This window comes from Zhongshania sp. (genome assembly GCF_047636175.1).
Taxonomy (GTDB): Bacteria; Pseudomonadota; Gammaproteobacteria; order Pseudomonadales; family Spongiibacteraceae; genus Spongiibacter.
In genome coordinates this window covers 36192-49266 of the sequence record NZ_JBLIKC010000005.1, presented here as the reverse complement: position 1 = coordinate 49266, position 13075 = coordinate 36192, and the positions used below count along the sequence as shown (strand labels likewise).

Genomic DNA, 13075 nt, shown 5'->3' with positions numbered 1-13075 from the left:
AATTTATTATCCGTTCATGCGGTTGCGAGGACCGCTCGCACTAACAGGGAAATGGTTAAACGCCTCATCGGCACTCAGCTCCACCTTGAGCCCAAGCGGAATACTATGAGCATAAGCTATGCCATTTATTTTTCCGCCCATTGCGATTGCCGCAGTGTAGTTAATATTTTTACATACGATACTGAAGTCCCAGCGATCAGCCTCTGGACCAACAAAACTAGTGAAGGCACCCTGCTCGTCTAATACCACGGAAAAATCGTGCAGAGGGATAGAGAGGCCTTCTCCACGCGCTTTTATATAAGCTTCTTTAAGCGTCCAGTAACGGTAAAAATAATCAAGCTGCTGATCATCAGCGCGACTATTCAATGCTTGCAGCTCTAAAACCGAGAAGTAGTCATCAGCCATATTGAGAACGCTGCGGCTTTCCGCGCGGCTTTCAACATCGACACCGATGTCATTACCTCGAGTCACGACGCACACAGTGAGCCCACTAGTGTGTGCCGTATTGAATTGGATAGCTCCCTGCTCGTCGCTATTGCTTAGCTCAGGCTTACCATAAGCATTCACGCAAAAACTGATTTTTTCAGGGGCCAAGCTGCAGTAATCTGCAAGCACAGTTCTCAATAAAGCGCGGCTGACAAGATAATCTCTGCCATTACCACCAAACATTAGCTGCTGGTATTGCTGTGACTCAGCAGACGATAACATCGCTTCGTATTGCTCTAATCGGTTATCAAGACGGTGATCATCTGTAAAACAATACCAGACGTCGACATGGCCCGTTAAAGGCCTTTTTTCTCCAGCGGAAATCATTATTTTTATTCACCCAAGTAATCACCACGCCGTTAAATACGCGGCGAAGTGATTACGTTAAATCAATTAATTTTAATCTCGGCGTTTTCCCATAAGCTATTAAAGTAAGCGGAGAACTCCTGAGATGACTTATTACGGTAAGCATTTTTTTTGGCTTCCAGCACAACATTTTCTTTCAGCGTTGAAATATCACCGTAGCGGATATCCAACAGCTGTAATACAACTCGATCGCCGTTATTTTTACGAAGCGTACTTACACTCGTTTGGGATTGCGACCGAGGCATTGAAAATGCCTGATTACGGACCGCAGCGTCGATATTAATATCGCTGCGCTTACCATCCATTATCGCATTCCACGTTAGACCTTGCTTCTTCGCAACATCCTCAGCTCGGCCGCCAGCGGCAAGCGCTGCCTGCAAGGATTGCGCTTGTATTTCAGCTGCCGCCTCGGCCTTATTTTCAACCAATATTAATTCAATATCGGTCTTTACGCTCTCCAAAGATTTTGGCTCTGGCGCTTTATATTCATCAATGTGAAGAACCACATAGCGATCAGATGAAAGTTCGATTACATCGCTATTCAAACCCTGATTACGAAGCTCTGCGTTAAACGCCGCTTGCTTCACCGCTGGATAGGCAAATAAGCCTTCATCAGACTGTTGACTGCGCCAATCGCTCAGCTGAACCTGCAACTGCATTTCATCAGCGGGCATAGCGAGGCTTTCTGCATTAAATACTAAGTCTTTTAAAGTATCGACAGCGCCGACTAACCGAGGCCGCGCCTTTTGCTCGCGAAGTTGCTCTGTGATTTCGAGGCGCGCCCGGTCAAAATTAGGAACCTCTGGCTTACGAAGACTCACCAGCTTTATGAGATGCAATCCCGCTTCGGTTTCAACCACCGGCGATAACTCATCCACGGTCAAATCTGCCAAAGCCTCTTCAAACTCGATAGGGAAACTGTCGCCGCTAGTAAATCCTAGCAATCCATCACTCGTTGCAGATCCAGCATCCACTGAGTATTTCTTTGCCTGATCGCCAAAGTTAGCCCCAGCGACAATATCGGCTCGAATTTTTTGGAGCTCTGCCAAGGCAGTCTCGCGACTGCGATCATCAGTAATATCAATCAAAATATGCGCAGCTTCGCGCTCAGCCTGGGCGTTGCTGGTATTCACTAAACGCTGATACTCTGCCTGTACTTGATCTTCTGATACGGGCTCGTAAAATTGTGCCTCAGTCAGTTCAATATAAGAAAACCGAACCTCCTCATCACTTAAAAATGACTCAGTATTGGCTGCGTAATACCCCGAAATTTCCTCATCACTGACACTGATATTTTGGGTATACGTGGCGAGCGGCAAATTTATAAAGTGAAAATCACGTGATTCATGCAACAAGCCCACAGACCGAGCTAATTCAGCATCAGTAATAAACGCCGAACCAACCACCGCCGTTGACAATTGCTGGATTACTAAATCCGAGGCCAGTAGCTGTTTAAAAAAGCTACCGTTATACCCTTGCAAGCGAAGTACCTGCTGATAGCGCTCTTGGGAAAAGCGACCATCCTCATGAAATTGAGGCATTGCCGCAATCGTGGCATTAAGCTGCGCAGTTGAAATTTCAATATTTTCGTCTTTGGCCGCCTGAAGCAGTAACTGCTGCTTGATCAGGGTATTAAGGGCCGGTTTCCGAAGCATTGCATCATCTAGCATGCTTGGGTCGATTTGATCCCCCATCATGCTTAATAAACGCCGCTTTTGCAGGGTAATCGCCTGCTGTAATTCAGCCGCCGAAATCTTTTCACCGTTAACGACCGCCGCCGCTGATGGCGCCGAGCTATTAAATAAGCTATCGATCCCGAATAGTGCAAACGGCACTATAATTATCGCGATGATAACTTTCGCCCCTGTTCCTTGGATATTATTGCGAATATTTCGTAGCATTGATGCTAAACCTGATTCTGAATCAAAAAAAAAGCGCACCTCTCGATGCGCCTTCTGTAAGAGGTTTTACCCCTACGGCCTCCCGCATGAGCGGGAATGACAGTCTATACCTTAGTTGCAGGCATCCTTCAGCGCCTTACCGGCTTTAAAGCTTGGAATTTTAGCAGCTGAAATTTCAATTGGTGCGCCAGTTTGTGGATTGCGACCAGTGCGCGCGGCACGATCTTTAACACTAAAAGTACCAAAACCAACCAAAGAAACTGAATCATCTGATTTCAGTGCATTAGTTATAGCTTCTACGGCCGCATCAAGTGCACGTCCTGCCGCTGCTTTAGACAAATCCGCAGATTCTGCAATAGCGTCGATTAGCTCAGATTTATTCACTTATTCTTCCCCTTCAAATTGTTATAAAAAATATTTATGCATTAACTGACTGGTGACCGTCACAAAAATACGCAGGGCTAAAAAAACCGACTGCGTAAGGAGTGGGATTTATACCAACTGCGCCGTATATGGTCAAGGTATCTCTGCGTCTTAGTGGGCGTTTGCCCGCGATTCTCCGAGAATACCACCGTTTCCGTCTACGTTTTTATGACTGTCGTCGATACCAGCAAGATAGGCTTCTTCTGAAATTTCTTCGGGAAGACTTTCCAGCGCGATATCCAGAACTTCATCAATCCACTTAACTGGACAAATTTCTAAGTCGGCTATTATGTTTTCCGGAATCTCTTTCAGGTCCCTTTCGTTTTCCATAGGGATTATAACGGTTTTTATGCCGCCACGGTGAGCCGCAAGCAGTTTTTCTTTTAAACCACCAATGGCTAGTACCTGTCCACGCAGCGTAATTTCACCTGTCATAGCCACATCCGAGCGAACCGGAATACCCGTTATCACCGAAACCAAGGCCGTGCACATTCCAACGCCTGCAGAAGGCCCGTCTTTTGGGGTTGCACCTTCTGGCATATGGATATGGATATCGTGGGTATCATGATAGCGAGCGGGAATGCCTAAGCGCTTAGAGCGGCTTCTAACGACTGTAGTCGCCGCTTGAATCGACTCCTGCATCACATCGCCCAAAGAGCCGGTCTTGATGTGACGCCCCTTACCGACTACCGACACCGCTTCAATGGTGAGGAGTTCGCCGCCTACCTGCGTCCAAGCTAAGCCCGTCACTTGACCGACCTTATTTTCTTCTTCGGCCTTGCCGAAGGTATATCTCCGCACACCCAGATAGTCTTCCAAATTAACGCTAGTAATAGAAACAATACCGCTGTCTCCGTTCAAAGCGACATTTTTAACGACCTTACGACAAACCTTCGCCACTTGACGCTCTAAACCACGCACACCCGCTTCACGGGTGAAATACCGCACTATATCTTGAAGAGCCTCATCATTGATCTCAGCCTCAGTCACTTTCAAGCCATTGTTCTTCAATTGCTTGGGTATGAGATAACGGCGAGCTATATTAATTTTCTCATCTTCGGTATAACCAGGAATACGAATAACTTCCATTCGATCCATTAATGCCGGCGGAATATTAAGAGAGTTCGACGTGCAAATAAACATGGTATCTGATAGATCATAATCAACTTCAAGGTAGTGATCATTGAAGGAATGGTTCTGCTCAGGATCTAAAACCTCCAGCAACGCCGAGGCGGGATCGCCGCGGTGATCCATGCCCATTTTATCTATTTCATCTAACAAAAACAGAGGGTTTTTGACCCCTGTTTTTGACATTTTTTGAACGACCTTACCGGGCATAGAGCCTATGTAGGTTCTGCGATGTCCGCGAATCTCGGCCTCATCACGCACCCCACCTAATGCCATACGCACAAATTTACGATTGGTGGCACGAGCAATAGATTCACCCAGGGAAGTCTTACCCACACCCGGAGGGCCAACCAGGCATAGCACCGGTCCTTTTACTTTCTTGACCCGTTTTTGTACTGCGAGGTATTCCAGAATGCGATCTTTAACCTCTTCAAGACCATAATGATCTTCATCTAAAATTTCTTTAGCCTGTTTAAGATCATGTTTGATACGCGACCGTTTTTGCCAGGGAATATTCACCAACCAATCGATATAACCGCGAACCACCGACGCCTCAGCAGACATTGGTGACATCATTTTAAGTTTGGCCAATTCAGCTTTAGCCTTTTCGAGCGCCTCTTTGCTCATTCCCGCTTTCTGAACTCGGCTTTCAAGTTCTTCCAGCTCGTTCATGCCCTCTTCAGACTCTCCGAGCTCGCGTTGAATTGCTTTCATTTGCTCATTCAGATAGTACTCACGCTGACTCTTTTCCATCTGTTTTTTAACACGACCGCGAATCCGCTTCTCAACCTGAAAAAGGTCTATCTCACCTTCCATCAGTCCCATCAGGTGTTCCAGCCGCTCGCGCTCATTTGCCATTTCAAGAACAGCTTGCTTCTGCTCTAACTCCATTGTCATGTGAGCGGCGATGGTATCGCCAAGACGGCCGGGATCATCAATACCCGATAGAGAGGTAAGAACTTCGGCAGGAATCTTTTTACTTAAATTAATATACTTCTCAAACTGCGAAATTGCCGAGCGAAGCATAACCTCTGACTCATCGGCAGCAATGCGCTCACCCTCTAAAGCAGTGATTTCAGCACTAAAATAGTCCTCTTCAGCCGTTACCGCATTGAGTTGGGCGCGGTAGCTACCTTCCACCAATACCTTAACTGTGCCATCAGGCAATTTTAGTAACTGTAAAATATTTGCGACGGTACCAATATCGTAAAGATCATCGGTGCCCGGCTCATCCAGATCCGGGTTGCGCTGCGCGGCAAGCACAATTTCCTTATTACTGGCCATGGCCAGCTCGAGCGCTCGAATAGATTTATCCCGCCCTACGAACAAGGGAATGACCATATGGGGATAAACCACCACGTCGCGCAAAGGAAGCAGTGGCAATTCCAGTATTTCGTGTTTGTCAGCCATTACTTTTCCTCTTGATTAATCTGGCCCAATCCACTTGCAGCGGACCTTCGCCAACTATAAAGACAGCTTAGTTCTAAGATGGGGATTTGCAGTGTTAAAAACAAGACTTGACTTGTAAAGAAACTAACAAAAAAGACGAACGCTGCGAAAAGAAGCTTCTCGCAGCGTTATATTTAGCGGGGTTTACTCTTTTGGAGCCGCTTTACGCTGCTCACTGTTGTGATAAACCAATATTGGCGCGGAATCACCTTTGATAACCGACGCATCAATAACGACCTTACTCACGTTATCCATTGATGGCAGATCATACATTGTATCGAGGAGTACCGACTCAAGAATCGAGCGGAGGCCCCGTGCACCAGACTTACGCGTCATGGCCTTCTCTGCCACGGACCGCAAACCATCGTCACGGAAATCAACCTCTACACCTTCCATATCAAATAATTTAGCGTACTGCTTGGTCAATGCATTTCTAGGCTCGGTCAAAATGCTCACCAGGGCGTCTACATCTAACTCCTCAAGTGTTGCTATGACCGGCAGGCGACCAACAAATTCAGGGATCAGGCCGTAACGAACCAAGTCATCGGGCTGAACATCAGCAAGGATTTCACCAACATTACGCGCCTCATCCTTAGTTTTGATTTCAGCACCGAACCCAATACCGCCCTTCTCTGAACGATCACGTATAACGCGATCTAGGCCAGCAAACGCGCCGCCACAAATAAACAGTATATTTGAGGTATCTACCTGCAAAAATTCTTGCTGTGGATGCTTGCGCCCACCTTGTGGCGGCACTGACGCAACCGTACCCTCTATTAGTTTAAGAAGTGCTTGCTGAACACCCTCGCCGGATACATCACGGGTAATTGAGGGGTTGTCAGACTTCCGCGAGATCTTGTCGATCTCATCGATATAGACAATACCCATCTGGGCTTTTTCAACGTCGTAATCACATTTCTGCAACAGCTTTTGAATGATATTTTCAACATCTTCACCAACGTAACCGGCTTCGGTTAATGTTGTCGCATCGGCAATAGTGAACGGTACGTCGAGCAAACGCGCCAAAGTTTCTGCAAGCAGCGTTTTACCACTACCTGTTGGTCCTATCAGCAAAATATTACTTTTGCCCAGCTCTACATCGTCTTTGTGCTTATCGCCATAACGCAAGCGCTTGTAATGATTATAAACAGCCACAGCCAATACTTTCTTGGCGCGGGCCTGTCCTATAACATATTGATCTAGCGTGCTATTAAGCTCCTGTGGCGTGGGCAGCTTATCGCGACCAGCCTCACTCGCTGCTTCCTGAACTTCTTCCCGAATGATGTCATTACAAAGATCGACACACTCATCACAGATGAAGACAGACGGCCCGGCTATTAATTTGCGGACTTCGTGCTGGCTTTTACCACAGAAGGAACAGTACAGCAGTTTGCCGTTGTCATCTGTGCCGTCTTTACTACTCATTCATACCTACCTTGTTCTGATTTTGCGGGATTATAGGGGCACCCTGCATTAAAGATGACGCTTTTTTCTCAATTTTGCAAGTTCGCACTACTCAAACCTCGATCCGAATAGTGCCGCCACATTCGCTATGAGCGAGACGTGAGAACTTCATCCACCAAGCCGTAATCACAAGATTGCTGCGCATTCATGAAGTTATCACGCTCAGTATCGTGCGCGATGGTTTCGTAAGTCTGGCCAGTGTGTTCAGCCATTAGGTGATTGAGTTTTTCACGGATAATCAAGATCTCGCGAGCTTGAATATCAATATCTGTCGCCTGCCCTTGGGCTCCGCCACTAGGCTGATGAATCATGGTGCGGGCATTTGGCACAATAAAGCGCTTGCCTTTAGCACCACCACTTAACAAAAAAGCACCCATGCTAGCAGCTTGTCCAATGCACATTGTGCTCACGTCGGGCTTAATAAACTTCATGGTGTCATAAATAGACAAGCCGGCGGTAACAGATCCACCTGGCGAGTTAATATAAAGATGGATATCTTTATCAGGATTTTCAGATTCAAGGAAAAGCAGCTGGGCCACGATAAGATTGGCCATATGGTCTTCAACTTGTCCTACACAAAAGATAACGCGCTCTTTAAGCAGGCGGGAGTAGATGTCGTAGGAACGCTCACCACGTGCGGTTTGCTCTACAACCATCGGCACTAGACCTAGATTGGTTACAGAATTATTGCTCATACCATCGAACGAATTGCGGGACATATTGAATACTCTTCCGTACGTAATTAGTGCGTTAAATTTACGGCCAGCAGAAAAAAATCAAGCGACGGAACTTACGTTCAGTCGCTTGACCGGAAAAAACAGAGTGCCCTTTTCAGATTAGGATTCTTCTGCCTCTTTCGCTGGTGGCGACATAACCTCTTCGTAGCTTAAAGTTTCTTCGCTAACCTTCGATTTTTCAAGCAATTTTTCAACAACTTCTTCTTCAATAACCATACCTTCGATTTGTTGAAGCTGTTCTGGGGTGCTCATATACCAATTTATGATTTCTTCTTTATCTTCATAGCTTGCCGCCATCTCTTCCAAAGCAGCACGCACCTTCACTTCTTCAGCCTTTATACCTTCTACGCTAATCAGTTCATTTAAGACCAAGCCCAGCTTAACGCGACGCTCAGCATTTTCTCGGAACAACTCATCAGGCAGGATGTCAGCGGCATTCAATTTTTCTGCCATTGCACCAAATTGCTGCATTTGCTGATTACGCAACGCTTCAATTTCTTGTAATACCAAAGCTTTTGGTACCTGTAAGTCAGCATGGACGGCAAGCACACCTTCCATCACTTGATTCTTAATGCGGGACTTAGTGGCGTTTTTCAACTCCCTAGCCATATTTTTTTCAACTTCTGCGCGAAATGCTTCTTCGCCACCCTCTTTAACGCCAAAGGCTTCAAACAGTGTCTCGTCCATTTCTGGAAGCTTTTTCTCAGTAACGCTATTCAAGGTAATCTTGAATTCAACCGCGGCACCTTTAAGATCTTCGCTGTGGTAATCATCAGGGAAAGACAATGACAGCACTTTCTCTTCACCAGCACTCATACCAACTATACCGTCTTCGAATCCAGGAATCATACTCCCAGAACCAAGCTCTAGATCACTACCATCAGCCTTGCCACCATCAAACTCGACACCATCTTTGGTACCAAGATAATCAATATTGGCTTTATCACCGCTAACCGCAGCGCGATCAGTTGGCTGCCAGTCCGCACGTTGCTGACGGAGATTTTCAATCATCTTGTCGACATCGGCAGCAGTAATTTTTGTCACTGGCTTTTTAACTTCTATTGAACTGTAATCTTTGGCTTCCACGTCGGGGAAAACTTCAAACGTTGCCACAAACTCAATGTCTTTACCTGGCTCTAAACTTTTAGGCTCAATATTCGGACGACCAGCAGGCTTTAAGCCCTGTTGCTGGATAGCCTCGTAAAAGCTTTCGTTCATAACCTCGCCGAGCACTTCCATACGCACAGACTCGCCGAAACGCTGGCGAACAACGCGCATAGGTACTTTACCGGGGCGGAAGCCGTCTAACTTGACAGTGCGGGCAGCATTTTGCAGGCGTGAATCAACTGCACTTTCAATGCGTGCAGCGGGGACGCCGACAATCAGGCGACGCTCTAGGCCAGAAGTCGTTTCAACTGAGACTTGCATGGGGGGTCCTCAAAACAGGGCTGTTAAACATAAATGGCCACAATCATAAATAGAGTGGCCACTTAAAAGAATTCTATGAAATGGTGCGGATGGAGAGACTCGAACTCTCACGCCTTGCGGCACCAGAACCTAAATCTGGCGTGTATACCAATTTCACCACATCCGCACACCTGTAAAACCGTCTTAAGGTATTGAATTATCACGGTTTACAAATGAAATCGCGCAGCATGACTGCGCGAGGAACGAGATTGTGCCACAGGCCATGAGCGCGATCAAGCAGACCTGCAAACAATTATCTCTAAACACTACTATTGCATGAAATTCATACAATAGCGGCCTTTAAAGACGGGTTATACCCGCTCAATAATTGTACTAATGCCCTGCCCCATACCAATACACATGGTAGCCAGACCTACAGAGGTGTCACGCTGTTCCATCACGTTAATAAGCGTAGTGACAATCCGGGTTCCAGAGCAACCAAACGGATGGCCAAGCGCTATAGCACCGCCATTAAGATTTACTTTATCTTCCATCTTGTCTAGCAACTTAAGATCTTTAAGCACTGGCAATGCCTGCGCTGCAAAAGCTTCGTTTAGCTCGACGGTTTCTATGTCGTCCATGCTCATGCCAAGACGCTTTAAAGCCTTATGCGTTGCCGGCACAGGACCGTAACCCATAATGGATGGATCAACACCCGCCACTGCCATACCGACCACTTTCGCACGTGGCGTTAGACCTAAGTCCATTGCCCGCTGACCAGACATCATGATCATGGCCGAGGCGCCATCAGCAATCTGCGAGCTAGTACCAGCAGTCACGGTGCCATTACGCGGATCGAAGGCCGGACGCAATTGCGCCAGACTTTCAAGCGTCGTTTCCGGACGGATTGTGGTATCAGCTTTGATCAATAGTTTACGACCATCTTCGCCATGACCTTCAATGGCAATGATTTCCTTATCAAAGCGACCATTGGCCCGTGCATCAGCCGCTAATAGATGAGAGCGCATGCCAAATTGATCCTGCTGCTCACGACCAATACCGTGCATCATCGCCAGGGCTTCTGCAGTCATCCCCATCATGCCGGCAGCGCGAGCAACGTATTTACTGGCTTGCGGATTAGGGTCAACGCCGTGGCTCATAGCTAAATGTCCCATATGCTCAACACCGCCAACCATAAAGGTATCGCCATAACCGCTCATAATTGCCTGCGCCGCAGTATGCAGAGCCGACATTGACGAGCCGCACAACCGGCTAACAGTCTGACCAGCAACTTCATGGGGAAGTTTAGTCATTACTGAGATCATCCGCGCAATGTTCCAGCCCTGTTCATTGGTCTGGTTTACACAGCCCCAAATCACATCTTCAAAAAGAGCCGGATCAATACCGGGGTTACGCGCCAACAAACTGTCGATCAAAGATGCCGACATATTCTCCGCTCGCACATTTCTAAACACGCCATTTTTTGAGCGCGCCATAGGAGTACGGGCGCAATCGACGATTACTACATCATTTGCTTTGTATGTCATGGTTATATCTCCGCCCGATTATTTAAAGAATGATTCGCCATTAGCCGCCATTTGACGGAGGCTTTCTGTTGGGTGGTATAGCGGCCCAAGATCCGCGTACTGATCTGCCATCTCACAAAAGGCTTTCACACCCATTTGATCGATATAGCGCAGCGCACCGCCACGGAATACTGGGAAACCGATACCCATAATCAAGCCCATATCTGCATCAGCAGGGTCGCGCACGATGTTTTCATCAAGACAGCGAACCGTTTCAATGCACATAGGAATCATCATTCTCGCAACAATATCATCGTCGGATAATTCAACAGATGCTTGCTTGGCGGATTCGGCCATCGCTAGCGCAGCTTCATCTTCGCATTTCTTAGGCTTGCCCTTGGCATCTTCCTCATAGCGATAAAAACCAATACCGTTTTTCTGGCCATAACGCTTGGCTTCAAACATTAGCTGAGAAATGCCGGTAAATTCGTGACGCATTCTGTCTGGAAAACCTGCCGCCATCACCTCTGCTGCGTGATAACCGGTGTCAATACCAACAACGTCCATCAGGTAAGCAGGCCCCATTGGCATACCGAAACCTTCCATCACTTTGTCGATCTTACGGAAATCACCACCATCGCGTATCAGCATGTCAAAACCGGCGAAATACGGAAACAACACACGGTTTACGTAAAAGCCAGGGCAATCATTAACAACAATCGGCGTTTTACCCATCTGCAAAGCGTATTTGACCACTTTTGCAATAGTTAGATCGCTCGTCTTCTCACCGCGAATAACCTCAACTAGAGGCATCGCATGCACTGGGTTAAAAAAGTGCATGCCGCAGAAGTTCTCTGGTCTCTCGAGCGCTTCAGCAAGGTGAGTAATAGAAATTGTTGAGGTATTAGAGGCCAGCACAGCGTCTTTACTGATGTGCTTTTCAGTCTCAGAGAGAACCGCTTGCTTAACCTTGGCGTTCTCTACTACCGCTTCAACAATCACATCGGCTTTATCAAAACCGTCGTAATTAAGCGATGGTCGGATACTGCCTAACACGGCTGACATTTTATCGGCCGTCATGCGACCGCGAGACACGCGCTTGGCAAGTAATTTACCCGCCTCCTTCATCCCAAGTGCAAGACCAGCATCAGCGATATCCTTCATCAGAATAGGCGTGCCTTTATAGGCCGACTGGTAAGCAATACCACCGCCCATAATACCCGCACCCAAGACTGCAGCTTGTTTGATATCACCACCGGTTTTGGCGAAACCGCGAGCGGCTTTACTCACCGATTGCTCACTCAAAAACAGCCCAACAAGGGCGCTAGCCTGGGGCGTACGTACCAATTTAATAAAATGATCTATCTCAACCTCAATGGCTTCGGCCCGATTCAAACCGGCACTGCGCTCCATTGATTTAGCCGCCGTAAGTGGCGCAGGCATATGACGTCCGGCCTGCTGTGCAACCATGGCTTTACCTGTGGTGAATGACATCATGCGCTCAATATCATTCAATTTAACAGGCGAGGTTTTCTCAGTTCTGCGTGCTTGGTAATCAAAATCACCCGCAATGACGTTTTTAAGCAAATCTAAAGACGCGTCAACAAGTGCCTCCGGCGCAACGACGGCGTCTACACCACCATCTTTAAGCGCTGCGTCAGGCTTTTGTTGCTGACCGGTTGCCACCCACATCATGGCGTTATCGCAACCGATAACCCGCGGCAATCTTACTGTGCCACCAAAACCTGGATTAATCCCCAGCTTCACTTCAGGCAAGCCCACTATCGCTGCAGTTGACATGACTCTGAAATCACAAGCCAAGCACAGTTCAAAACCGCCGCCCAAGGCGACGCCATTAATTGCCACCACAGTCGGCACTGGTAAATCTTCAAATGCATTAAAGATGTCGTTTGCCTTAGAGGTCCACTCGCGAATCTCAGCGTCTGGTAGCTTAAAGAGTTCGGTGAACTCGGTGATATCCGCGCCAACAATAAATACTGATTTAGCGCTGGTAACAAGCACGCCCTTCAGACTGGTTTCAGCAGCTAACGCTGCCGTCGCTTCGCCTAACTCTTGCAGAGTAACGCGATTAAATTTGTTGACTGAGTCGCCCTCTAGGTCGAAACAGAGTTCCGCAATGCCTTCTTCCAGGTACTTTGCAGTTAACGCCTTGCCTTGATAAATCATT

The 13075-nt window shown here is 47.4% G+C and carries 9 protein-coding genes and 1 tRNA gene; all 10 read right to left on the bottom strand.

What is annotated here, in order from left to right:
- Positions 1-6: 6 nt before the first annotated feature.
- The 10 genes from ACI955_RS03950 to fadB all read right to left on the bottom strand — a co-directional run bounded on the left by ACI955_RS03950 (position 7) and on the right by fadB (position 13074).
- A complete protein-coding gene (locus tag ACI955_RS03950) occupies positions 7-813 on the bottom strand; it encodes a 4'-phosphopantetheinyl transferase family protein (RefSeq protein WP_415242432.1) in 807 nt (268 codons plus the stop codon).
- A 62-nt stretch (positions 814-875) separates the two neighbouring features.
- The gene (locus ACI955_RS03945) at positions 876-2753 is read right to left on the bottom strand and encodes a SurA N-terminal domain-containing protein (RefSeq protein ID WP_415242431.1); all 1878 of its coding nucleotides are present in this window, start codon (positions 2751-2753) and stop codon (positions 876-878) included.
- 111 nt (positions 2754-2864) lie between these two features.
- Positions 2865-3137, bottom strand: a complete 273-nt coding sequence (locus ACI955_RS03940; RefSeq protein WP_103684697.1) for an HU family DNA-binding protein — start codon at positions 3135-3137, stop codon at positions 2865-2867.
- 150 nt (positions 3138-3287) lie between these two features.
- Positions 3288-5714, bottom strand: a complete 2427-nt coding sequence (gene lon / locus ACI955_RS03935; RefSeq protein WP_415242430.1) for an endopeptidase La — start codon at positions 5712-5714, stop codon at positions 3288-3290.
- Positions 5715-5897: 183 nt separating this feature from the next.
- Complete coding sequence (gene clpX, locus ACI955_RS03930; RefSeq protein WP_415242429.1) at positions 5898-7178, bottom strand: ATP-dependent Clp protease ATP-binding subunit ClpX; 1281 nt, start codon at positions 7176-7178, stop codon at positions 5898-5900.
- Positions 7179-7303: 125 nt separating this feature from the next.
- On the bottom strand, positions 7304-7936 hold the full coding sequence (gene clpP, locus ACI955_RS03925) for an ATP-dependent Clp endopeptidase proteolytic subunit ClpP (protein WP_368375950.1): 633 nt from the start codon (positions 7934-7936) through the stop codon (positions 7304-7306).
- Between the two features lie 117 nt (positions 7937-8053).
- Positions 8054-9382, bottom strand: coding sequence for a trigger factor (gene tig / locus ACI955_RS03920; RefSeq protein ID WP_415242428.1), 1329 nt, complete (start codon positions 9380-9382; stop codon positions 8054-8056).
- 81 nt (positions 9383-9463) lie between these two features.
- A tRNA-Leu gene (locus ACI955_RS03915) sits at positions 9464-9548 on the bottom strand.
- A 184-nt stretch (positions 9549-9732) separates the two neighbouring features.
- Positions 9733-10908, bottom strand: coding sequence for an acetyl-CoA C-acyltransferase FadA (gene fadA, locus ACI955_RS03910; RefSeq protein ID WP_415242427.1), 1176 nt, complete (start codon positions 10906-10908; stop codon positions 9733-9735).
- Positions 10909-10926: 18 nt separating this feature from the next.
- Positions 10927-13074 (bottom strand): fatty acid oxidation complex subunit alpha FadB, encoded by a 2148-nt coding sequence (gene fadB / locus ACI955_RS03905; RefSeq protein WP_415242426.1) that lies wholly within the window; start codon positions 13072-13074, stop codon positions 10927-10929.
- Position 13075: the final 1 nt, after the last annotated feature.

What these genes read in the sequence shown, in the direction of transcription:
- ACI955_RS03950 (WP_415242432.1), bottom strand. Translation starts at nt 813, where the DNA reads ATGATTTCCGCTGGAGAAAAAAGGCCTTTAACGGGCCATGTCGACGTC.
- ACI955_RS03945 (WP_415242431.1), bottom strand. Translation starts at nt 2,753, where the DNA reads ATGCTACGAAATATTCGCAATAATATCCAAGGAACAGGGGCGAAAGTT.
- lon (WP_415242430.1), bottom strand. Translation starts at nt 5,714, where the DNA reads ATGGCTGACAAACACGAAATACTGGAATTGCCACTGCTTCCTTTGCGC.
- clpX (WP_415242429.1), bottom strand. Translation starts at nt 7,178, where the DNA reads ATGAGTAGTAAAGACGGCACAGATGACAACGGCAAACTGCTGTACTGT.
- clpP (WP_368375950.1), bottom strand. Translation starts at nt 7,936, where the DNA reads ATGTCCCGCAATTCGTTCGATGGTATGAGCAATAATTCTGTAACCAAT.
- tig (WP_415242428.1), bottom strand. Translation starts at nt 9,382, where the DNA reads ATGCAAGTCTCAGTTGAAACGACTTCTGGCCTAGAGCGTCGCCTGATT.
- fadA (WP_415242427.1), bottom strand. Translation starts at nt 10,908, where the DNA reads ATGACATACAAAGCAAATGATGTAGTAATCGTCGATTGCGCCCGTACT.
- fadB (WP_415242426.1), bottom strand. Translation starts at nt 13,074, where the DNA reads ATGATTTATCAAGGCAAGGCGTTAACTGCAAAGTACCTGGAAGAAGGC.